Raw genomic sequence first — 21,807 nt, forward strand, 5'->3', positions numbered from 1 at the left:
AGGGGGCATGGTGGTTCAGGAGCGGCGGCGGTCCGGCGGCCCGAGGACCGCTCACCCCCGAGGAAGTCGCCGAGGTCAGCGGACGTCGAACGAGTGGGCGTTGTAGTTGTTGGTGGCACTACAGCCGATAACTCGGGCGTAGGCGGGGGCGCCGGTGGTGCCGGGGTTCAAGCACAGGTTGTGGGCCTGGTTCTTGAGCTGGTACCGGTTGGGCTTGCTGGAGTCCTCCATGCTGAAGATCTGCTCGTCCCAGCGGGGGTCACACGGACGCTGCTGGAGGGCTTCGGTGCTGCCTCCGCCCACAGCGGTGACGCACATGTCACTGTTGAGATTGCGCAGCAGGAAGGTGCTGCTGGTGACCGGGTCGACGGCCCACTTCTGGGCCAGGTCGTCGGTGTCGACCTGGTACTGGATCTGGGCGCCGCCGACCGTCGAGTTGCCCGCGACGCCGAGGACGTAGCCGGTCTGCCAGTTGCGGACCTTGGTGCCGCTCAACGGCCCGGTCGCGTCGGCGGTGCCCACTCCGAGTACGGTCGCAGCCAGTGCTACGGCGACGACGGCGCAGGTAGATCGAATGCGCATGAGGGACTCCTCTGTTTCACATTACACATTACGTTCCGTGTCTAATTGGACACGAAGCGTAATGTATCGGCTGCGGGGTTGCCTGCAGCGCATCGCAACGATGGAATCACTTGACGCGTGCGATCAGGCAGTCCCGAGCCCCACCGAACCCGCCGAGTGACCAACCAAGGCGTCAGGACGGCCAATTCACCCATCGCCGAAGAAGTGCGAGGATCCCGGTGGCAGTGTCGGCCACCCCGGCGCGGACGCCGATCGTCGGCATCGGCCACCGCGCCCGCTCCAGCGTGCGAAGTCGCGCCTCGTGGTCGGAGAGAACGCAGCGGATGTCCTTCGTCTCGTCGAGTATGCCGTCGATCTCCGACTCGACCCGGCCGACGGCCTGCGCCAATCTCCGTACCTCCTGGTACATCTGCGCCGGGCTGATGTATACGCCCGGGTCCTGCGGGGTCACTCTGAGTTCCTGCGCCGGGCGGGCATGGACGACATCACCGAGGGCAACGTGCTGCTGTCCGGGGTGGTCGAGTGGCGTGGCGGTGGCCCGGACGTGCGGTTGGGAACTTCGGCCACGTGACGAAGCCCCGCCTCCCCTGGGGCGACGGGGCGCTCGAACGCTGGTTCAGCTAGCTGGCCGCTGGTGTCAGCGCCTTGGCGTACTGCTCAAGCACCATCCCGGCCATCACCGGGTTCCCGCTGTACGGCCCTTGGCGGGCAGCCGCGATGACGTGCCCGATGTTGGAGTTGAGCAGGTAAAGCATGACGATCGGCGCGGTTGGCACCCGGTCAGCGAGGCGAGAGGCCTCCGCAACAAGTAGCGGAGGCAGCCCAGAACTGTCGAGTTGACCAAGGCGCCTACTGTTGAGCGCCCGTGTCCCTCGTGTGCCCGATCGGTCGGCACCTCGCGGGGAACAGCGGGGAGTCTCGGCAGGCGTTTCGAGAATGCGCTCGATGCTCGGCGCCTCGGCGTACGCTCTTGCCAACAAAGGGGGCGACATGGAGAGTCTTGGGTCCGCGTTCGCAGTCCTGATCTGGGGAGGCCCGGCCTTCGGGTGTTTACTCCTGGGAGCCACAGCGTTGGCAGTCCGTCGCTGGCGGAAGACCTCGATCGCTGCGATGGAGTGCGCGGACCGGGTGCCAGGCCCGGCCTCCTGAGATCCATACCTGACATCGACGACGCCGGACGGCGGTGGATCGGGAAGGCCGTCCACGCACCGGAAATGAGCACTTCACCCAAGTTCGCGGGCCCTGAGGCAAGGGGTGCACCCGATCGAACGTACAAAGCGGGTGTCGTAACTCAAGGGAGCCGGACGCTTGATGAGCCCGGGGCAGGGGCCTGTGTCAGAGTTCGGTGGGATGGTACGGCCATGCAGGACGCACTCTTCGACTTGCCGGAGCCACCCCCGGAGCACGCCGTGATTGCTCACTTCCAACTGGGCGGCGACGACCTCGGCGAGCCTGACCAATGGTCCCTGGTCTTTGAAGCCGAACAAAGGCCGGCAAGCGTACGGCGCGCTGATCACGCTCGACCCCAAACCGGGCAGGACACCGGCCAAAGCCGTCCCGCCGCCCCTTCTGTAGGAGCAAGCGGCCCTTCGACCGTGTCGGGCGGTTGCCGGCCGTGCCCATCAATGGTTCGAGCCCTTGATCCGACGATGAGAGACCTGTTCGCGTGCCGTGCGCCACCGTGACCGAGTCTGCTCGACCACGCTGTCCCACTGCCGGCGGACCTCGTGGTCGGAAGGGCGGTGGCCCTGACGGATCCGGCTGAGCTCGTCTCGTACTTCTCGTCCCAGTGCCGCCGATGCAACCAGGACGAGCATGGCTGCGAAGAGGGCGGAGATCATCGCGAAGACAGCACCGACCACCCCGTAGCGTGCTGCGGAGGAGTTGAAGAGACGCGGCATGTAGATGGTTGCGCCGACTGAATAGGCCGCCGTCAGGACGGCGCCGGTGACGCCGAAGGGAAGAAGGTCCGGCCAGCTGATCCGCTTCGCCGACAGGATCCGGCCGCTCCAGACGAGGAATGCAGCGGTCACCAGTACCCCACACACCGAGGCGGCCAGACCCAGCGCGCCCCCGTCGAAGAACGCGGAGAGCAACGTGGTGACCACTGCGTAGCCACCGAGAGTGAGGATCCACCACAGGCCGTTGCGCGTGTTGCGCACACTGAGGGGCTTGAGTTCCCATGCCTGTTCGAAGAGTCGCTGTGCGGCTCGCGTGAAACTCAGCACCGAGATCGTGAGGAACACGACCCCGAAGATGCCCACGCTTGCGCTGGTCGCTTCGGTGGGAGAGAACAGCGAGCTGACTGCCGTGGCGCCTGCTCCGGTGAGGTTGTAGCGCCTGATGATCCGCTCTGCGGCGTCGTAGTGCACGAAGTCGCTCAAGACAGCGCCAAGGAGGATGGAGAGCGGGACCAATGCCGTCAAGGCGCTGGACGCCAGGGCCATCGAGCGGTCGAAACCCACGATCTTCTGAAACCGGTTGATGACCCGCAACGCGAAGGCAGGCCGCAGCCAGAACGTCAGCGTTCTGACGAGGCGCTCTCGATTGATCCCCGTCGCCCTGCCCTCCGTGAAGATCGGGACCTTTGTGGCGACGCGAGCCTAATGGTCGGTCACCTGACCGATGAAGGACGACACGAGAAGCAGCACGCCGGCCGCACGACATTCCGATGCCTCACATCATCACGTAGTCCGCTGTACTACGGGAGATTGGGGCTGAAGGGCTGCGAGCGAGCCTTGACATGGATCAAGCCGTCGTTCCTCGAGCGCCGGCTCCAGGAGCATCGGCAAAGCTCTGCTTTGACCCGGCTCGGACACCGTCTACCTCTCTGCCACCAACGTGCACCTGCCGAATGCAGTCACGGTCCACGTCGGTCCGGACGGCAACCAGGTGACCATCACGCCCACCCCGCCGGCACGCACGCCGGGCCGGCTCCGAGGGTTCCCGGCCGGGCGCCCAGGCCGGTGCGTGTTCCCCAGGTGCCCCCGGAACCCGGCGACCAGGGTCGCCGAATCGTCCTCTCGCAGCCTGCGTCGGGGTCCGGTTTCGTGCTGGCACACAGGTCCTCTGGATGCTGAGGTGACGGCGTTCTCTGATGGCAGCGTCGGCAAACAGGAACGGTCTTGACCGCTTCCCGAGGTACGTACTGCCCCGTGGAGCCGGCTCGGCCGCCGAGTGAACCGTTCGGACGGCCGAACTCCTGAAGCCGTGCTCCGAGAGGAGGTGTGCGCCGCGATGCGGCTGCTGCCCACCTGTCATCGTCACTGGATGACAGGTGGGCAGCTACCAGCAGGGTGGACTCTGGAGGAGATCCGCAGCGTCTCCGGCGACCGGGAGGCGACAGCTCTCGACAGCGATCGCTTGGTGACGTGGCTTGGCTGGCCGGCAGAGGATGAACGGCTCTACCCTGAAATCGTCTTGGGGTTTCATGCACTGTGTCTGGTGAAGCCCGTCAACGACAACGACTGGTACATGGGCAGTCTGAACGACGATGGCAGTGTCGACTGTTGGAGCGCCTACGCTGATCTCTACCTCTGGTCTTGGCCAGTGCTCCGCCCTTCAGGGCGGGGGTGAAGGCCATCCTTGGCCCGGAGGCGCAGAGCGCCGGAGTGCTCTGTGCCTCCGGGGTGAGGTCGGACGGGACGCTGCTGGTTTTCGATGTACTGCTTGACGACGGTCAGGGGTGCTCCGCCGCAGTGCCGGCCTCAGTTACCTTCTCATTGAGCTATGTTCACGGCCGTTCGGTCCGGTTTTGGAGCAGGGCCCCCGTGGGCCGTCCGGCCATGAACGCAGGTGAACGCCTCCAACCACACCCCTCGTCCCCACCAACAGACTTGGAAAGCGTGCACCCACCCTCGGCTCACGGCGAGGGGCGCGGCCCGGCGCCGGCAGATTCCCTCTTGGCCGTCGATGAAGCCCGACCGTTGGCTGGGTAGTCCGGCCAAGGGGTTCCGGTAGCACCACCAAGTAGCCCGCACCGTGGTGTGCTTGCCAGTCCTGCCCCGGAGGTTTTATGGACGCGACCGACCTCACCCGTCCTGACCGACTGTGGTCGACGTGAGAGGTCTTGGTGCGGCCGAGCCCCGTGTGCGGTGCCGAGGCGCGAGCGCTGGTGGTGAGCGTCATGGACGTACTCGTTCGACCCTGGACGCATGAAAACATCCCCTTCCGCCCAAAGGCAGAAGGGGATGCGGTGTTCAGCGCCGGTGCTGCCCGGCCTCGCGCGGCTGGTGAAGCGGAGCGGGCACGCGGTGCAACGGGAAGACCTTCACATGCGTACGGGGTCAAGCCGTTGCATCAGTTCAATTGTTAACCGGTATTTCGTTACGGGACGACGAGTGAGAACGCCAGGTCTTCCCACTTGTTCGGCATTCCCGTGATTACGTGAATGGTGTCCTTCCGGCCCCCGCACTCGGGGTGCGGCCAGAATGAGATTCGAATTCCGTACTCGAAGGACGTGTACTGGAGGGTGGCCACCGGGGTGAGCTTGGTGAGGTCCAGGTCCTTGTCCTCCAGCTCTACGCAGTAACGTCCGGTGGCCGGCTTCGTGACGTTCGCGATTCCCTTGGCCCTGTTGATGCTGCCATCGGAGTTGATCACCGCAGAGGCCTGCGCATACGGAGCCGTCGCCTTGGTGGGGGTCGGCGCGGCGGCCGATGCCGTGCCTGCCCACGTAACACCTGCCACGAGACTCACGGCGGCGCTCGACCATACAGCCGTGCGAACCTTCTTGTTCTTGAGCAAGAGTGTCCTCTTTTCGGGAACCTTCCTGAAGTTTTCGAGGAAGGTGTGAAGCGGGGGAATCATTGCAAGGAATGTGAGTGCCTTGTGATGCAGAAAGGGTTATGCGGGTGTTGATGGTGAGAGTTTTCACTCTTGCATTGGGGCTTATCGATACGTGTTTTCGAAGGGCATACGATTGCATGCGGCGGGACTGGGTCGCCGCCGCGTCGCAGGAGTGAGCCGGGGTGCGGCCCAGCCGGCAAGGGTGGTGGGAGGACACGCAGCGTCAATCTGCGCTTGAATCGCCCGTCCTGACGGCCGGTAAGGCTCCGACTCGCCCCCCCCGCAGGCATGGCGCACCCCCGACGATCGTCAGGGGTGGGCACCTGTCATTCGGCCCGGGTCTCCCGCTCCCCCGGCTTCTAGGTTCAGTTCCCATGAAGCGAGAAACCGGAAGAAACAGGACCCGGAACGGACGGCTGTTGGCCGCCTGTGTCGTTCTGGGGGCGGGCGCGGCCGTCGTCGCGGGGCTTGCCCCGGGCGGATTGGGCAGGGCCGGAGCCGTGGAGGTGACGGACGGTGCGTCCGCGTCCGCGTACCGTTCGGTGACCGGGGCGGTGGCTGACGGACCCTCATGGACGGGGCCGCTGCTGGAGGCGGCGACCGAGGGCACCCTGGTGGCTCTCGGGCTGCTGTTGGTGTGGGCCTGGTGGGGTGCCGTACGGCGTGGGGACACCCGGCTGTCCGCCGGTACCGTGCTCACCGGCATCGGCACCGTACTGGCCTACGCGGTCAGCGAGGCCGTGAAGCAGGTGGTGGACGAGGCGCGCCCCTGCCGGGTCCTGCACAGCGGCGCGGAGGCCGTCGCCGAGTGCCCGCCCCCTGGCGACTGGTCCTTCCCGAGCAACCACGCCACCCTGGCCGCAGGCCTCGCGGTGGGCCTGGCCATGCTGCGGCCGCGCCTCGCCGCCGTCACCCTGCCGCTGGCCGGCGCGGCGGCGCTGCTGCGGGTCCTGGTGGGGGTGCACTACCCGCACGACGTGCTGGCCGGTGCGGTCCTCGGGGGCTCGGTGACGGCGGCCGTGCTGCTCGCCTTCCTGCCGCTCGCCCGGACCGCGGCGTCAGCGCTCGGGAGGCGGCTCGGCAGGCGCGACGATTCCGGCCTCGTGGGCGACGACCGCCGCGGCGGCACGGTTGTCCACACCCAGCCGGGCCAGGATGGAGCTCACATGGGCCTTGACCGTCCCTTCCACCACGTGGAGCCGCCGGGCGATCTGTCCGTTGGACAGCCCGCTGCCGAGGAAGGCCAGCACGTCGCGTTCCCTGCCGGTCAGCGCACGGACCCGTTCCCGGGCGGCGGTGCGGCGGCCGGCCAGAGCGCCCGCGCCCGTCGCCGAGAGATGGGCGACGACCCGCGCCGCGACCTTCGGTGACAGATAGGCGGCGCCGTCGGCCACCGCGCGGACTCCCGCGATGAGCTCCTCGGGCTCGCCCGACTTGATCAGGAAGCCCGCGGCGCCGCCTCCGAGCGCCTGGAGGATGTAGTCGTCCTCACCGAAGGTCGTGAGCATCACGACCCCCGTCTCGGGCACGGTGTGCCGGATCTCGGCCGCCGCCTCGATGCCGTTCATCCCGGGCATCCGGATGTCGAGAACGGCAACGGCCGGGCGATGGCGGCGGGCCAGCTCCACGGCGTCGTGCCCGTCGACGGCCTCCGCTACGACGTCGATTTCCGGATCGGTGGACAGAACGGAGCGCACACCCTTGCGGATCATCGGCTCGTCGTCGGCGATCAGCACCCGGATCACCGGCCGCTCACCGTCCCTTCCCTGCGCGGCGGAATCATGGGGTCAGGGCCTCCTTGGACATCAGCCTGCTGTTCCGGAAGCAGAGCCGGTAGGCGTCCCCGGACCGGTCGTCGAAGCGGTCCGCCGTCATCGCGTAGTACTCGCACGTGGTGCCTTCTCCCTTCGGTTCCCCCGGCCACCGGCCGCTGGGTGGTCTGGCGCTCGGGCAGCAGCCGTTGCACCGAGTCCCGATCCTGTCCCACCCGCAGCCGGGCGTAGCCGCCCGGGTCCAGCACGGACTGCCGGGCCGAGCGGATGTCCCAGCCCATGAGGGCGGCACTCAGCAGCGCCCACGCCACCAGGGGCAGCACGACCGCGGTGGCCAGAGCGCGGCGGGCACGGCTGCGGGCGTGCCGGTGTTCCGGGGGCAGTGCCGGGGCCGACGCCCGGGGTGCCGCGGCCGGTCGGCGGGCGGGCGGGGTGTGCGGTATCCGCGCGGTGACCGCGAAGCCGCCCTCGTACGGACCGTGCTCGAACGTGCCGCCCGCCAGCCGCACCCGTTCGTCGAGCCCGATCAGTCCCAGCCCCGTGCCCGGTACGCCCTCCGGGCCGCCCCGCGCGGGCGAGGGTCCGTTCTGTACCCGGACCGTCGTCTCCTCGGCCGTATGCGTCACCCGCACGCTCACCCGTGCGTGCGGCGCGTGCTTGGCCGCATTGGTCAGGGACTCCTGGACGACCCGGTGGGCGGCCCGCGCGGCCGGCGGTGACACCCCGTCGGCGTCGCCGTCGATCCGCAGGCCGACCGCGAGACCGGCGGCTGCGGCCTCCTCGACCAGCCGGGGAATGCCGGTGCCGGGCGGCAGCGGCGGCTCCTCGTCCGTCTCCTCGCGCAGGATGCCGATCACCTCGCCGAGCCGCTCCACCGACGCGGCCGCCCGGGCCCGGATCTCCCCGGCCGTGGTCCGCTGGGCCTCGTCGAGACCCGGGGCGAGTTTGAGGGCGCCCGCCGACAGGGCGATGAGACTGAGGTCGTGCCCGAGGACGTCGTGCATGTCCTGGGCGATCCGGGCCCGCTCCCGGGAACGCGCCTGTTCGGCGACGAGCTGCTGTTCGCGCTCCAGCCGGCCGGCCCGCTCCCAGCCCGCCCGGACGAGTTCCTGGTACTGGCGCCAGAAGCGCCCGGCGAACCAGGGCAGCATCGCGGCCACCGCCACCACGGCGACGAACCGCCCCGCCATCAGCAGCCACGAGGGCACCAGGGCCACCGCCACGACTCCGCCCGCGACGACCGCGACGAGCACGAGGACCGTGGGTCCGGTCCTTCCCGGCTCCCGGCCGGCGCAGAAGGCCGCCGCGGCCGCGGGCAGGGCCCACCACATACTGACGGCGCTCAACCCGACACAGCCCGCCGCGACAACGGTGAGAAGGGCCCCCGGTTCGACGGCCCGCCGGCCCGCACCGCTGATCATTGCTCTGTACACCCGTACGACGGTACGCAGCCGAGGGGCGTCCCGGCACTGCCGAAAGTCAAGCCTGCGCGTGCGGTGCCCCTGTCACCCCGTTGTCATGCCGTGCGCTGTGCCCCGGCGTCGACAGCGCAGGCTGGGCCGGCTCGCCGGAGATCCTGTCGGGCCCGACCCGGCGGGAGCGGTGGTTCTGATGGGCCATGGGCCCGAGGGCCGTCGCCGTCGCGTCGACCGGTGTGCTCGTGTGCTTCATGAGCAGGACGGCCGGCTCAGCTTGCAGCTACGGGCGGGACGCCTCTCAAACGTGGAGACGGCGTCCCTCCGGGCTGTCTGTTCGGTCGGCTCAGGCGTTGGGACGCTTGCCGTGATTGGCGTTCTTCTTCTTGCGGGCGCGTCGCTTGTTTCCTCGCTTGGCCATGTTGTATATCTCCCTCATTCAGGATGTTTCGGGCCTTCGTCAGTCTAGGTTCGACCCGGTGCAGCCGCATCAGAGGTGCCCCGCGGCCGGGCGCGCAGCGTCTGCGTGAACCACGTGAATGCCGGTGCCGGGTCGTCCGGCGGAGGCCAGGCGTTGATCACTGCGAGCAGCTCCCGGTACCGCTGCCGGCGAGGGTCGTTCGCGGTCTCCGACAGGGTCAGCAGTCGATGGCGGAGAGCGAGTTCGTCGGGGTGGCCGATGTCGTATGCGTACTCGGTTTTTCCGCAGCCGTCGAAGAAGTCCCGTACCGGGCTGATCGTCACGCTGTCCGTGGTGGGTGGGGTGGCTGCCCTGCTGGCCCTCGGTGTGCTGATCGCCACGTCGGTCGGCAGCAACTCGTCGTCGAGCAAGTCGAATCCGCCGTCGGTGGAGGCCACGGAGGGCGGTGCTCCTGTGGCGGGCGGTGCGTCCGACGCACCCACCGAGCCGCCTGCTGCGGAGGACACGGCGGCCGAGGACGATGTGAGGATCACCAGTTGTGAGCTGGACTCGGTGACGCAGTGGCCCGCGGCGGATGTGGAGATCGTGAACCACTCCGGGGCACGGGCGTCCTACATCGTGAACGTGGAGTTCGTGGACGGGGACGGTACGTGCCACGGCGAGGGGCCGGCGCCGTCGTCCAACCTGGATGCCGGGCAGAAGGCCGTGGGGAAGGCCCAGGGGCTGGGGAAATTTACGGGCAAGCTCACGTGCAAGGTCGCGAAGGTGTCGCGGTTCCCGGCGTCCTAGCCGCGGCACCTCGGCCCCAGCCGGTCAGCCCCTCCGGCCGCTCAGCTCCGGCTGTTCGCGGACCGGGGCTTCGCGTGACGCACGGCTGCCCGACTTCGCGGCTGCGCTTCTCGGGGCGTCACCCGTACGGGCGCGTCCGGGTGGTCGCCCGTGAAGGCGTCGCGCAGGGTCGGTTCTGTCGTGCAGTCCCGCCCCGGCCAAGGAGTTTCCATGGCACACACAGCGTCCGCGCATGGCCCGGCCCGTTCCACCGCACCCGGAGACATCAACCCCTGGGCGGCCGGAGGGATCACGTTCGCCGGCGTGCTGCTTCTCGTCGACGGCGTGCTCGGAGTGATCAAGGGCATCACCGGTCTTGCCACCGACGAGGTCTACAGACGTGTCAGGAACTACACGTTCAAGTTCGATGTGAGCGCATGGGGATGGATCCACCTCGTCCTCGGCATCGTGCTCGTGTGTGTCGGCTGGGGTGTCCTCAAGGGCGTCACCTGGGCCCGTGCCACAGGTGTGGTGCTTGCTGCCGTCAACCTGATCGTCAACTTCGTCTGGCTGCCGTACCAGCCGGTCTGGGCGATCATCTCCGTCGCCATCGACGCATTCATCATCTGGGCCCTGTGCACGGAGACCTCGAAGGCGGTCATCTGAGCCGTCAGGGTGTACGGGCCCGACCCGGCCTTCCTGGGCGGAGACCGGCCCACGCCGGCCCTTGCCGTGAGTGGGTGCAGTGAGTGAAAGGACCGCGGTGTCGCAGGAGAACACGGAAGAGCTCGTCGCTCTTGCCGCCGAGGCGTATGTCTACGGCTGTCCGCTGGTCCATGGCCTGTCGGCAGTCGAGGACTTCATGCACACGGGCTTCGGTCCGCTGCCGCCCACCCCCTTCAACCACTTCGCGCACTCCGTTCAACTGGATCTCCCTTACACGCACTTCGTGTCCGTCGACAACGAAACCGTCCACTCGATCGCCCACCTCGACCTCTCCGGCGGTCCGGTTGTGCTCCATGTCCCCGACACGGACGGCGCGTACTACGTGCTGCAGTTCGTGGACGCCTGGACCAACAACTTCGCGTACGTCGGCCGCCGTGCCACCGGTACGGGGGCCGGAGACTGGCTCGTCGTGCCGCCGGGCTGGTCGGGCAGCGTGCCCGACGGGGTGCGCGGGGTGATCGACGCACCGACCTCCGTTGTCTCCGTCATCGGCCGCAACGCCTGCAACGGTCCGGACGACCTGGGGCGGGTGCGCGCCCTTCAGGCACAGTTCGCCCTCACACATCTCGAACCGGGTACTCATCGCACGGGACTGCCCGCGCCCGACCCCGACGTACCGGAGCCGCTGAGGTTCTTCGAGCAGCTCAGGGTCTGGATGGCGGACTTTCCGCCGTCCGCGGCCGACCAGGCGTATCAGGACCGGTTCCAGCCGCTGGAGCTGCTGGAGGAGGGGCCCTCGCCGTACGTGTCCGCCGACCCCGCCCTCGTACACGCACTGACCGAGGGCCTCGCGCGGGGCAGGGCGCGGGTGGAGGAGGCGAGCCGGCCCGCGGCTGCGCGCGAGGGCTGGGAGATGGATCCGCATCTCTTCGACTACAACCTCGACTGGCACGGCGTCGGGGCCATCGACTCCCCGGAGTGGCGGATCACGGACCGCGAGGCCTCGTATCCGGCCAGAGCGGTGGCGGCACGGACCGCGCTGTGGGGGAGCCACGGGTACGAGGCGGTGTACGCCCACACCTTCCGCGACGCCGACGGTGAGCAGCTCAACGGCGCTCACTCCTATGTGCTGCGCTTCGAGCGGCAGCCGCCGGTCGAAGCGTTCTGGTCCGTGACCATGTACGGCCTGCCGGACCACCGCCTCGTCGAGAACCCGGCCGCGCGGTACTCGATCGGTGACCGTACGCCTGGTCTCGTATACGGCGAGGACGGTTCGCTCACGATCCACATCCAGAGGGAGCGTCCGGCCGACCCGGATGCGGCGGCGAACTGGCTGCCCGCGCCCGACGGGGACTTCCGGCCCGTGCTCGGGCTCTACGCGCCGGGGCCGGAGATCCTCGACGGTACGTACGAGATCCCCGCCGTCGAACGGAGCGGTGAGTGGTGAGGTGAGCGGAACCGGGAGTGGTGAAGCGATGCGTGGCTGATGCCATCGTCAGATGCTCGCCTCGCCCGCCCGTTTGTCGCAGACGCTCGTCCCCGCCCGCCCGTTGTCAGTGGCTCGGGTCACACTGGACACATGTGCCGCAGCATCAAGACCCTTCGCCCGCCCGCCCTCCCCGAAGAGGCCACCGAGGAGGAGATCCGGGCCGCCGCCCTGCAGTTCGTACGCAAGGTGTCCGGCTTCCGGGCTCCGGCCGCGCACAATCAGGAGGTGTTCGACCGGGCCGTCGACGAGATCGCCGAGGCGACCGCCAGGCTGCTGGACGGTCTGGAGATACGGGGCGCCGTCAGGACGTAGTGGCCGTCGCGGTCGATGCCCGGGCGGCCGCTTCGGCTGCCGGGCGCCGCATGACGTACGCGGCCAGGGCGCCCGCCAGGAACAGGGCGAGGACCGAAACGGCTGTGCCCACCCAGGTCGCGCCGAGCCACTGGGCGCCGAAGTAGCCGAGGCCGACGCTGTAACCGGCCCAGGCCACGCCCGCCAGGGCCGACCAGGGCAGGAATTCCTTCACCTTGCGATGCGCGGCGCCCGCGCCCAGGGAGACGACCGAGCGGCCGGCCGGGGCGAAGCGGGCAATGACGACGAGGATGCCGCCGCCCCGTGCCAGGGCGGTGCCGAGGCGTTCCTGCGCGGAGGTGAGGCGGCGGGAGCGGGCGATGGCCCGGTCCAGGCGCTCGCCGCCGCGCCAGGCCAGCCGGTACGCGACGAGGTCGCCGAGCACCGAGGCGGTGGCCGCGCACAGGATCAGGGCGAGGAGGGAGGGGACCTCGGGCACCTGCTCGGCGGCGCTCGTCGCGGAGGCCGCGCCTGCGACGGTCGTCGAACCGGCGGCTGCCGTGGCAGCGGCGATCACCAGGACTCCGCTGGGCAGCACGGGCACAAAGACGTCCAGGAGCACCGAGACCGCGACCACGGCGTAGATCCATGGGCTGCCGGTCAGCGCACCCACACTCTCAAGCACCTACTACTCCCCGATCCGGAACAACGCCGCGACGTCGCAGGGGAGCGGCAGGAGCGGCAGGGCCAGCTGTACAGCGTACGCCTGAGGCTCATCCGGTGATCTACAAATACGGATGATGTTGGAAAGCTCACGTACGCCCGGAAATGGGAAGCCCAGGTTCCGGGTGTACGTGAGGAAGGGCCCGCGAGCGGAAGGGGCGGTCCCGTGCGGATCGGGCCGTGACGGCCGTCGGTATGGCCGTCAATCCGGCAGTCAGACCGGTACGGCCGGTGCCTGCTCGCGTGCGCGGTCCTCGCCGTCGCTCTCCGCGCCGCCCCGGCTGAACAGCCGGTCCAGGGCCGGCGCGCCGGGGCCGGTGAAGACCAGCAGGAGGAACGCCCAGCAGAAGACGGCCGAGGGCTCGCCGCCGTTCTGCAGCGGGAAGAGCGCCTCGGGCTGGTGGACCTTGGAGTACGCGTACGCCATGGAGCCGGAGGAGATCAGTGCGGCGATGCGGGTGCCCAGGCCGAGCGCCACCAGGCTGCCGCCGACGAGCTGGATGACCGCCGCGTACCAGCCGGGCCAGGTTCCGGCGGGTATGGAACCGCCGCCCATCGCGCCGCCGAGGACGCCGAAGAGAGAGGCGGGCGTCCGGGCCGGCCGGGTCCGGCAGGTCCGCGCGCGGACCGGGGCCGGAGGAGAGGTCCCGCTCGCCGGCCGGGGGAGCCGCCCAGCGGCAGGAGCCGAAGACGGCCCGTACGGTCCGGTGGTCCGTCTCCTCGGCCAGGGGCGGGGTGGCTATGGTGCTCGGAGGGAAGCGGGAGTTCTCGGGCGGCTGCACCTGTCGCTCCTGGAGCAGCACCTCGTACGCCGTGGTCGAGCCCGGTGTCAGGCCCGTCACCACGACCAGCGCGCGTAGTGGTGACCGGCGACCGCGAACGTACGGGAGGAGCCCGACGCGCCGTCCGCGCAACGGACTTCGGCCGTGCACGGCCGGTCCGCCTCGACCCGGACGGTCGCGGTCGAAGCGGTCTCCCGGTCGACGTACCGCAGCAGTGGTCCCAGCCGGAGCCCGGCCATGGTGTGCCCTCCTCGCGTCGTCCCGGTGTACGGGTGCGGAGCCGTGCGGCGTGCGCGGCTCCGTACGGTACGGAACGACGGGGGAGGGCGGGCCGGTTCCGCGCAGCGGCCCCGGCTCTTCGGCGGGGGGCCGGACACGGTTGCCCGGCGCGGTCTTCGCTGTGCCGTTCAGCAGCCGTTCAGCAGCCGTTCAGCAGCCGTTCAGGACGGACTGCAGGGCGCTCTTCTCGGCCGAGTCGACGCTCAGGTTGTAGTAGTGCTTCACATGCACCCAGGCGCGCACGTACGTGCACCGGTACGCGGTGCGCGAGGGCAGCCAACTGGCCGGGTCCTGGTCGCCCTTGGACTGGTTGACATTGTCGGTGACCGCGATCAGCTGCGGGCGCGTCAGGTCGTTGGCGTACGCCTGTCGTTGGGCGGTCGTCCAGCTGCTGGCGCCCGATCGCCAGGCCTCGGCGAGCGGGACCATGTGGTCGATGTCCAGATCGGATGCGGCGGTCCAGGTGGCGCCGTCGTACTCCGAGTACCAACTTCCGCTGACGGCCGCGCAGCTGGAGTCCTGAGTCACATTCGTGCCGTCCCGCTTGAGGACGACCTCGCGGGTGTTGCAGGTGCCCGACTGGGTGATCCAGTGCGGGAACTTGTCGCGACTGTAGCCGGTCGACGAGCCCTCCGCGGAGACTGTCAGCTCGCTCAGATAGGTACGGGCGGTCGATGCCGAGACCGGGGTGGGCATGGCCGCCTGGGCGGTGGGGGCGGTGAGCAGTCCGGTGGTTGCGGCGAGGGCGGCGGATGCGGCGACGACAGCGATGCGACGCGCGTAGACACCTGACATGCGAACTCCCTTGATGTGGGGGGACCTTGGACGGGCGATCGGTGGGGCCCGGCCATCGTGGCGGCGCCGGGTTTCCGTGGGGTGGGCGCCAGGTAACAGAGTGGCGACATGGGCACGTCACATCAAGAGTTCTGACGAACAGGGCTGGGGCATGGGGGCGTACGTCCGCATCTGCGCGGGCGCACGTACTGACGCACCGGCAATTCGGCGGTGCGGTGGGCCGATTCGCGCAGGTGCTCGGAGCCTGGCCGGTCGTAGGGTTGTGGCGTGCTGCTACCGGTCGACATCACGCTCGGGGTCGTCCTGGCCCTGCTGCTCGCGGCGGCGGCCTCCGTCGCCGCCCTGGCCTCGCTCGGCCGGTCGCGCGAGATCCTTCTGGCCGGGCTGCGGGCCGCGGTCCAACTTGCCGCGGTTTCCCTGCTCATCGGCTGGGTGGTCCGTTCGCTGCCGCCGCTGCTCGCGTTCGTGGCGCTGATGTACGCCGTGGCGGTACGGACCGCGGGCCGCCGGATCGCCCGCAATCGCACCTGGTGGTGGGCGGCTCTGCCGATCGGGGCGGGGGTCGCGCCGGTGGTCACCCTGTTGCTGCTCACCGGACTCGTCCCGGTCCGGGGCATCGCGCTGATCCCGGTGACCGGCATCCTCATCGGTGGTGCGCTGACCGCGACCGTGCTCGGCGGGCGGCGGGCGCTGGACGAGTTGACGACCCGGCGCGGGGAGGTGGAGGCGGGTATGGCGCTCGGGCTGCTCGACCGTGACGCGAGGCTGGAGATCGCCCGGCCCGCGGCGGCGGATGCGCTGCTGCCGGGGCTCGATCAGACGCGGACGGTGGGGCTCGTCACATTGCCGGGCGCCTTTGTGGGCATGCTGTTGGGCGGCGCCTCGCCGGTCCATGCGGGGGCCGTGCAGCTGTTCGTGCTGGTGGCGCTCATGGCCGTACAGGCGGTGGCTGTCACGACCGTGCTCGAACTGGTGGCACGGAGACGGCTGCACCGGGACTGAGGACTGCCGGAGGCCGGCCGGCGCGGGCCGAGGCCCGCCGGGGCCGGCTATCGCACGCTGATGTGCAGCCGGATGGAACCGTCGGCCGCCACTTCCACCCGGAGCTGAGTCAGGTCCTCGACGTGCGCGTCGGGCGAGAGTGCTGCGGCCCGCGGGCCGACGCCCACGACACGCATGCCCGCCGCCCGGCCGGCCGCGATCCCCGCCTCCGAGTCCTCGAGGACGACACAGTCCGCCGGGGCGAAGCCCAGCTCGGCCGCTCCCTTGAGGAAGCCCTCGGGGTCCGGCTTGCTCGCACCGACGCTCTCGGCGGTGACGCGGGTGACCGGCATCCGAAGTCCGGACGCGGTCATCCGGGTCCGGGCCAGTGCCTCGTCGGCCGAGGTGACCAGGGCGTGCGGGAGCCCGGCGATCGCGTCCATGAAGGCGGGTGCGCCGGCGATCGGGACGACGCCGTCGGTGTCGGCGGTCTCCTCGGCGAGCATCGCCCGGTTGTCCGCGTAGTTCTGCTCCATCGGACGGTCCGGGAGGAGCACCGCCATGGTGGCGTACCCCTGCCGCCCGTGAACCACCTTGAGCGCGGCCTCCGGGTCGAGCCCCTCCCGCAGTGCCCAGCGCCGCCAGCAGCGCTCCACGACGGCGTCGGAGTTCACGAGGGTGCCGTCCATGTCCAGAAGGAGGGCGCGGGCTGTGAGGACGGTGGCCGGCATGGGCGGGCTCCAGGGCGCGGGGGGAGGCAATGGCACAGGAAAGAGAACAAGTAGCCTCGCCCGCCGGTCAGGGAGTGGCGGGCGGAGGCTACTTTGTTCCATCACGATACAAAAACCTGTCCGGGAAAGCCAATTCCGTCCCGGGTGGGGCGTCGAGCCGGGTGATCAGGAGCGTCCCCGGCCCGTCGTCTCCGCCTCCAGGGCGCGTCGCGTGTCGGGGCCGTACACCCCCGACGGGTCGCCCTCGATGGACTTGTACGACTGGTAGACGCTTACGGCGTGCTCGACCTGGTCCGTGAAGTCGCCGTCGTCCCGCCCGTGGAACAGCCAGATCTCCTCCAGCCGGCGTTGCAGCTCGGCCACCGCGGGCCCCTGGTCGCCGCGGCGCAGCGTGGGACCGGCCGGCGGAGCGGGCGGTGCGGACGACGCCGGACGGCTCGCGTGCGGCGTGGGCGCTGAGGGCGAGGCGGTGGCCGGCTGTGAGGCGGCGGATGCGGAGGGGGACGGCGAGGTGCTCGCCGAGGGGGACGCGGCGGCGGACGCGGACGGTGACGTGGAGGCCGGTCCGGAGGGCGCGGTCGATGCGGAGGCCGATGCGGAGGCTGATGCCGGCTCCTCCGCCGGGGCGCTCGCCACCGTGCTCGGCAGGGTCTGTTCCCCGTCGGCGTCCCCGTCGCCGTTTCCGTCGAACAGCCCGCCCGCGAACGCCGCCGTGCCCACCACCGCGGCCACGGCCACTCCTGCGGCGAGTGCCGCGAAGGGCCGTCGGCGGCGCGGCTGAACGGGATCGTCGGCGGGTGCGAAGGCCGGTGCGAGCTGGGGTGCGAGGGCCGTGTTGCCGGGGGCTTCGGCCGGCTCGACGGCGTCCGGCAGCGGACCTGCCGTGGCCGGGCCGAGAAAGAGCGGCATCGTCGTGGCCGCGTCCCCCGCCGGTCGGTGGTGCTGCTCGTCGTCTGCGGCCGGTGTCGCGTCGCCCCCCAGCGTCACGTACGGCCGGATACGTAGCGGATCGAAGTCCTCCGCCGCCGCGATCTCCGCCGAGTCGGCCGCCGACCGCGCGGCCCGTTGCTGCTCGGCGGCCCGGTGCTGCTCAGCGGCCCGCTGTGCTGCCCGCTCCCCACACGCACAGCCGGCCCCGGGTCCTCCGCCCGGCCCCCCGGCCGGCAGCCCTCCGTCCGGGCCTCCATCAGGTCTCTGTCTCTCGTCCGGTCTGCTGTCCATACCGCACTCCGGGCATACATGTCCGGTCATTGTGGGCCCCTCCCCTTGAACTGCCTGCGATTATGCAGCCCGCTGCAGGGATGCCCAATGAGTTACCGAAATGCGGTATCCGGGATGAATCCCGCTGCGATACTCGCCCAGGGCCCGTCCCCGCAGGTCCCGGGCCCGGTCCCGCTCGGCAGGCCATAACCGTGCGGAACGGCCAGGATGGGGATGTAGCGGACTCCAGGAGATGTTCTATGGCCAAGCATCTGAGCCCCCCGGCCCCGGCCCCCGGCGAGGACCGCTCCACGCAGTCGGTCGTGGTGGCCATCGGTGCGCTTCTTCTCGGCATGCTTCTGGCCGCGCTCGACCAGACCATCGTCTCCACCGCGCTGCCGACCATCGTCAGCGACCTCGGCGGTCTGGAACATCTCTCCTGGGTTGTCACGGCCTATCTGCTGGCGTCGACCGCCGCGACGCCGCTCTGGGGCAAGCTCGGCGACCAGTACGGGCGCAAGAAGCTCTTCCAGACCGCCATCGTCATCTTCCTCATCGGCTCGGCGCTCTGCGGCGTCGCCCAGAACATGCCGCAGCTCATCGGCTTCCGGGCCCTTCAGGGCCTCGGCGGCGGCGGCCTCATCGTGCTCTCGATGGCGATCGTCGGCGACATCGTCGCGCCGCGCGAACGAGGCAAGTACCAGGGCATGTTCGGAGCGGTCTTCGGCGCGGCGAGCGTCCTCGGGCCGCTCCTCGGCGGCTTCTTCACCGAGCACCTCAGCTGGCGCTGGGTCTTCTACATCAACCTGCCGATCGGCGCCGTCGCGCTCCTCGTGATCGCCGCCGTGCTGCACATCCCGGTCCGCCGTACGCAGCACACCATCGACTACCTCGGCACCTTCCTCATCGCCTCCGTCGCCACCTGTCTGGTCCTCGTCGCCTCGCTCGGCGGCACCACCTGGGCCTGGGGCTCTGCGCAGATCATCGGTCTCGCCGTCCTGAGCGTGCTGCTGCTGATCGCCTTCGTGTACGTGGAGCGCCGGGCCGCGGAGCCCGTCATTCCGCTGAAGCTGTTCCGGATCAGGACCTTCACCCTCGTCGCCGTCATCAGCTTCGTCGTGGGCTTCGCGATGTTCGGCGCGATGACCTATCTGCCGACCTTCCTGCAGGTGGTGCACAGCATCACGCCGACGATGTCCGGTGTGCACATGCTCCCGATGGTGCTCGGCCTGCTCCTCACCTCGACCGTGTCCGGTCAGATCGTCAGCCGCACCGGCCGCTGGAAGGTCTTCCCGATCGCGGGCACCGGCATCACCGCGATCGGACTGCAGCTCCTGCACCGGCTCACGGAGACCAGCAGCACCCTGGAGATGAGCATCTACTTCTTCGTCTTCGGCGCCGGGCTCGGCCTGGTGATGCAGGTCCTGGTGCTGGTCGTGCAGAACGCCGTCACATACGAGGATCTCGGCGTCGCCACGTCCGGAGCCACCTTCTTCCGCTCCATCGGCGCCTCGTTCGGTGTCGCCGTCTTCGGCACGATCTTCACGAACCGGCTCACCGAAAAACTGGGGGCCGCGCTCGCCGGCCGCTCCCTGCCCCCCGGGGTCAGTGCCGGGGGGCTGGCCGCCGACCCGCGCGCCATCGGCCGGCTGCCGCCCGTACTGCGGCCCTCGGTGCTCCACGCGTACTCGACCTCGATCACCGATGTGTTCGTGTACGCGGCACCCGTCGTCCTGGTCGCCTTCGTCTTCGCGTGGTTCCTCAAGGAGGACAAGCTGCGCGGCTCGGTGACCGCGCCGGAGCCCACCGAGACCCTGGCGTCGAACCCGGTCGAGCGGTCCTCGTACGACGAATGTGCCCGGGCCCTCTCGGTGCTCGCCACCCGCGCGGGGCGCCGCGAGGTCTACGAGGAGATCACCAAGAGGGCGGGGTACGACCTGCTGCCCGCGGCGAGCTGGATGCTGCTGCGCATAGCCCGGCACGGCACGGTCGAACCAGCCATGCTCGCCGAGGTCGCCCCGGTGCCGCTACGGGTGGTCACCGAGGCGGCGCGTCAGCTGGAGGAGCGCGGACTGGTCCGGCGCGAAGGCGTACAGCTGGTGCTCACCGAGGCCGGCGCGGAAGTGGTGGTGAAGCTCGCGGAGGCCCGTGAGGAATCGATGGCCGAGCTGCTGGGCGACTGGTGGGGGCCGGAACGGCCGACGGACCTGGTCGAACTCGTGGCGGAGCTGGCCGCCGAGACGAACGGGTCGAGCAAGGAGCGACCGCAGAGCCCCGAGCCGATGCGGGACCACGCGGCCCGACCCGGGTGAGCCGCTTCGCGGACACTTCCTGCGCCTCGTGCAAGCTCCCGCACCCCTACAGCTCCTTGGCGAACCAGTGCTCCGCGAACTGTCGCCGGTGGAACGCCGGAACCTCTCGATAGCCGTGCTTGGCGTACAGCCCCCGTGCCTCGACCAGGTCATTGCGGGTGTCGAGCCTGACCGTGCGTACGCCGAAGGCGCGCGCCGCGCTCTCGACGGCCGCCAGGAGCAGCCCGCCGCCGCCCGTACCGCGGTGTTCGGGGCGTACGAACACCCGGGTCAGCTCCGCGATGTCCGCGTCCACCAGCAGCAGCCCGGCGCAGGCCGCCGGCTTCCCCTCGAACCGGCCGACGACGAACTGGCCGGTGGGCCGGACGAGCCGGTCGGCGCCGTCGTCGGTGAGCCCCTCGTCGATCTCCTCGGCGGTCGCGGGCCGCCCCCAGTAGCGGCTGGCGACCTCGTCGTAATAGTCGCGACGCAGCAGCGCGGCGTCGGGGGAGTCGAAGGGTTCGGGCGCCACGGTCCAGGTCATGCCGGTCATTCTGACTTGGGCATGATCAGAGGAGCGAATGGATTTATCGGACAGGAGGAGCGAACGGATCGGTGGAGACGGCGCTTCACTCCGCACGCAAGCGTTCGGATTGCGGCAAGCGGCCCCGGCGCTCATCCCAGCGGCGGCGGAACCACGACCGGCGGCGGAGGTACCACCGGCCGGTGCCGTCGGACCCGAAGCACCAGCAGCAGCACCACCGCAGCCGCCACCAGCACGGCCCCGGTCCGCCACTTCAACGTTCTCAGGGGCCGGTCGTCCCGAGCGCCCAGGTGGCGAAGGACAGCGTGGCCATGGACACCACCGTCGAGGCCACCACGGAGTTGCGGGCCACGCGGGTGTCCAGGCCGTACTGCTGGGCGTAGATGAAGGCGTTCTGAGCGGTCGGCAGCGCGGAACAGAGCACGACGGCCATCAACTGGTGGTCCGGCAGATGCAACAGCGGACCGCCGACGACGAAGGCGATCAGGGGCTGGACCAACGTCTTGAGGGCGACCGTCACAACGACCTCCGCACGCTTCGTACGCACCGCGGACCCGGCAGGCTCCGCGTGCTCCGTCGGACCGTCGGTCGCCGGACGGCCGTTCAGGGACAGGCCCAGCGTGATCAGGGCCGTCGGCACGGCGGCGGCGCCGAGCAGGTCGCAGGAGTGGACGAGGGCGTGCGGCAGCCGCAGTCCGAGTGCGGAGACGACGACACCCAGCAACGAGGCCATGATGATGGGGTTGCGGACCGGCATGGTCAGCATCCGCCGGACCACGACGCCCTTTCCGGAGCCCGTCCCCGTGCCCGTGTCCAGCAGCGTCAGGATCACCGGGGAGACCAACAGCACCTGGAACAGGATGATCTGGGCGACGAACGACGCGTCGCCGAGCACCTGGACCGCCACCGGAATTCCGAGATTCGCGGAGTTGACGTAGCCGGACGCCATGCTGCCGATCGCCCGGTCGGCCGTGCCGCGGCCGAAGAGCCGGCCGGCCGCCACGAAGCCGAGGCCGCAGACCAGCGCCGTACCCGCCGCGAAGGCCACCATCGAGGAGTTGGCGAACGCGGCCGGCCGTGCCCCGGAAACCATGGTGAACAGGGCGGCGGGCATCGCCACATGGAAGACGAACCGACCGAGCACGGCTTCCGCCTGTTCGCCGAGGAGACCACTGCGGCCGACCGCGTAACCGATGGCCGTGAGCGTCCAGATGGGGGCGAAGGCGGAGAGCAGGGCGTGCATGCCCGCCATCATCCTCGCGCTGTTGTGTGTGTCCCGCGCAGGGGTT

General features: G+C 69.9%; 22 protein-coding genes and 3 pseudogenes. 8 read left to right on the forward strand and 17 right to left on the reverse strand.

Annotation, left to right across the window (positions count from 1 at the left end; translation table 11 throughout):
* Positions 1-75 precede the first annotated feature (75 nt).
* The 4 genes from OG953_RS29910 to OG953_RS29925 form a co-directional block, all read right to left on the reverse strand.
* Complete coding sequence (locus OG953_RS29910; RefSeq protein ID WP_405688175.1) at positions 76-582, reverse strand: RICIN domain-containing protein; 507 nt, start codon at positions 580-582, stop codon at positions 76-78.
* Between the two features lie 172 nt (positions 583-754).
* Positions 755-1,033, reverse strand: coding sequence for a hypothetical protein (locus OG953_RS29915; protein ID WP_405688177.1), 279 nt, complete (start codon positions 1,031-1,033; stop codon positions 755-757).
* Between the two features lie 169 nt (positions 1,034-1,202).
* A complete protein-coding gene (locus tag OG953_RS29920; protein WP_405688178.1) occupies positions 1,203-1,358 on the reverse strand; it encodes a hypothetical protein in 156 nt (51 codons plus the stop codon).
* Positions 1,359-2,204: 846 nt separating this feature from the next.
* The gene (locus OG953_RS29925; protein ID WP_405688180.1) at positions 2,205-3,047 is read right to left on the reverse strand and encodes a hypothetical protein; all 843 of its coding nucleotides are present in this window, start codon (positions 3,045-3,047) and stop codon (positions 2,205-2,207) included.
* Between the two features lie 772 nt (positions 3,048-3,819).
* On the opposite strand from OG953_RS29925, the gene OG953_RS29930 reads away from it, so the two are divergent.
* Entirely contained in the window at positions 3,820-4,158 is a 339-nt protein-coding gene (locus OG953_RS29930) for a hypothetical protein (protein ID WP_405688181.1), read from the forward strand.
* A 750-nt stretch (positions 4,159-4,908) separates the two neighbouring features.
* On the opposite strand, the gene OG953_RS29935 is transcribed toward OG953_RS29930, so the two are convergent.
* The gene (locus OG953_RS29935; RefSeq protein WP_405688184.1) at positions 4,909-5,391 is read right to left on the reverse strand and encodes a hypothetical protein; all 483 of its coding nucleotides are present in this window, start codon (positions 5,389-5,391) and stop codon (positions 4,909-4,911) included.
* 353 nt (positions 5,392-5,744) lie between these two features.
* Between OG953_RS29935 and OG953_RS29940 the strand changes: the two are divergent.
* Positions 5,745-6,389 (forward strand): annotated as a pseudogene (locus OG953_RS29940) (phosphatase PAP2 family protein); the annotation flags it as partial.
* A gap of 39 nt (positions 6,390-6,428) precedes the next feature.
* Here OG953_RS29940 and OG953_RS29945 read toward each other — a convergent pair.
* The 4 genes from OG953_RS29945 to OG953_RS29960 form a co-directional block, all read right to left on the reverse strand.
* Positions 6,429-7,115: a response regulator gene (locus OG953_RS29945; protein ID WP_405688185.1), complete on the reverse strand. Its 687-nt coding sequence runs from the start codon at positions 7,113-7,115 to the stop codon at positions 6,429-6,431.
* Positions 7,112-8,575: a sensor histidine kinase gene (locus OG953_RS29950; RefSeq protein ID WP_405688187.1), complete on the reverse strand. Its 1,464-nt coding sequence runs from the start codon at positions 8,573-8,575 to the stop codon at positions 7,112-7,114. The genes OG953_RS29945 and OG953_RS29950 overlap by 4 nt, the downstream gene beginning before the upstream one ends.
* 328 nt (positions 8,576-8,903) lie before the next feature.
* On the reverse strand, positions 8,904-8,978 hold the full coding sequence (locus OG953_RS29955) for a 50S ribosomal protein bL37 (protein ID WP_015034725.1): 75 nt from the start codon (positions 8,976-8,978) through the stop codon (positions 8,904-8,906).
* 44 nt (positions 8,979-9,022) lie between these two features.
* Positions 9,023-9,301: a hypothetical protein gene (locus OG953_RS29960; protein ID WP_405688189.1), complete on the reverse strand. Its 279-nt coding sequence runs from the start codon at positions 9,299-9,301 to the stop codon at positions 9,023-9,025.
* 10 nt (positions 9,302-9,311) lie between these two features.
* Between OG953_RS29960 and OG953_RS29965 the strand changes: the two genes are divergently transcribed.
* The 4 genes from OG953_RS29965 (at position 9,312) to OG953_RS29980 (ending at position 12,213) form a co-directional block, all read left to right on the forward strand.
* Positions 9,312-9,767 carry a hypothetical protein gene (locus OG953_RS29965; protein WP_405688190.1) on the forward strand — a complete coding sequence of 152 codons (456 nt, stop codon included), beginning with the start codon at positions 9,312-9,314 and terminating at the stop codon, positions 9,765-9,767.
* A 210-nt stretch (positions 9,768-9,977) separates the two neighbouring features.
* Positions 9,978-10,412 (forward strand): hypothetical protein, encoded by a 435-nt coding sequence (locus OG953_RS29970; protein ID WP_405688191.1) that lies wholly within the window; start codon positions 9,978-9,980, stop codon positions 10,410-10,412.
* A gap of 79 nt (positions 10,413-10,491) precedes the next feature.
* Positions 10,492-11,859, forward strand: a complete 1,368-nt coding sequence (locus tag OG953_RS29975; RefSeq protein WP_405688192.1) for a DUF1254 domain-containing protein — start codon at positions 10,492-10,494, stop codon at positions 11,857-11,859.
* Positions 11,860-11,991: 132 nt separating this feature from the next.
* Entirely contained in the window at positions 11,992-12,213 is a 222-nt protein-coding gene (locus tag OG953_RS29980; protein ID WP_405688194.1) for a DUF2277 domain-containing protein, read from the forward strand.
* Here the strand turns inward: OG953_RS29980 and OG953_RS29985 are convergent.
* The 4 genes and pseudogenes from OG953_RS29985 to OG953_RS30000 all read right to left on the reverse strand — a co-directional run bounded on the left by OG953_RS29985 (position 12,203) and on the right by OG953_RS30000 (position 14,771).
* Positions 12,203-12,877 (reverse strand): DedA family protein, encoded by a 675-nt coding sequence (locus tag OG953_RS29985; protein ID WP_405688195.1) that lies wholly within the window; start codon positions 12,875-12,877, stop codon positions 12,203-12,205. The genes OG953_RS29980 and OG953_RS29985 overlap by 11 nt on opposite strands.
* Before the next feature lie 252 nt (positions 12,878-13,129).
* A pseudogene (locus OG953_RS29990) lies at positions 13,130-13,501 on the reverse strand (DoxX family protein); the annotation flags it as partial.
* A pseudogene (locus tag OG953_RS29995) lies at positions 13,491-13,936 on the reverse strand (alkaline phosphatase family protein); the annotation flags it as partial. The pseudogenes OG953_RS29995 and OG953_RS29990, both read right to left, overlap by 11 nt.
* 190 nt (positions 13,937-14,126) lie before the next feature.
* Entirely contained in the window at positions 14,127-14,771 is a 645-nt protein-coding gene (locus tag OG953_RS30000) for an HNH endonuclease family protein (protein WP_398631379.1), read from the reverse strand.
* 267 nt (positions 14,772-15,038) lie between these two features.
* Between OG953_RS30000 and OG953_RS30005 the strand changes: the two genes are divergently transcribed.
* Complete coding sequence (locus OG953_RS30005; protein ID WP_405688196.1) at positions 15,039-15,773, forward strand: ABC transporter permease; 735 nt, start codon at positions 15,039-15,041, stop codon at positions 15,771-15,773.
* Between the two features lie 47 nt (positions 15,774-15,820).
* Here the strand turns inward: OG953_RS30005 and OG953_RS30010 are convergent, their stop codons facing one another.
* Both OG953_RS30010 and OG953_RS30015 read right to left on the reverse strand, forming a co-directional pair.
* A complete protein-coding gene (locus OG953_RS30010) occupies positions 15,821-16,483 on the reverse strand; it encodes an HAD-IA family hydrolase (protein WP_405688198.1) in 663 nt (220 codons plus the stop codon).
* A 165-nt stretch (positions 16,484-16,648) separates the two neighbouring features.
* A complete protein-coding gene (locus tag OG953_RS30015; protein ID WP_405688199.1) occupies positions 16,649-17,734 on the reverse strand; it encodes a peptidoglycan-binding protein in 1,086 nt (361 codons plus the stop codon).
* Positions 17,735-17,943: 209 nt separating this feature from the next.
* Here OG953_RS30015 and OG953_RS30020 point away from each other — a divergent pair, with 209 nt between their 5' ends.
* A complete protein-coding gene (locus OG953_RS30020; RefSeq protein ID WP_405688201.1) occupies positions 17,944-19,995 on the forward strand; it encodes an MFS transporter in 2,052 nt (683 codons plus the stop codon).
* 46 nt (positions 19,996-20,041) lie between these two features.
* Here OG953_RS30020 and OG953_RS30025 read toward each other — a convergent pair whose 3' ends face one another.
* Positions 20,042-20,518 (reverse strand): GNAT family N-acetyltransferase, encoded by a 477-nt coding sequence (locus OG953_RS30025; protein WP_405688202.1) that lies wholly within the window; start codon positions 20,516-20,518, stop codon positions 20,042-20,044.
* Between the two features lie 262 nt (positions 20,519-20,780).
* Positions 20,781-21,761: an AEC family transporter gene (locus tag OG953_RS30030; RefSeq protein WP_405688204.1), complete on the reverse strand. Its 981-nt coding sequence runs from the start codon at positions 21,759-21,761 to the stop codon at positions 20,781-20,783.
* Positions 21,762-21,807 lie beyond the last annotated feature (46 nt).

Source organism: Streptomyces sp. NBC_00057, assembly GCF_045041165.1.
Classification (GTDB): Bacteria; Actinomycetota; Actinomycetes; order Streptomycetales; family Streptomycetaceae; genus Streptomyces.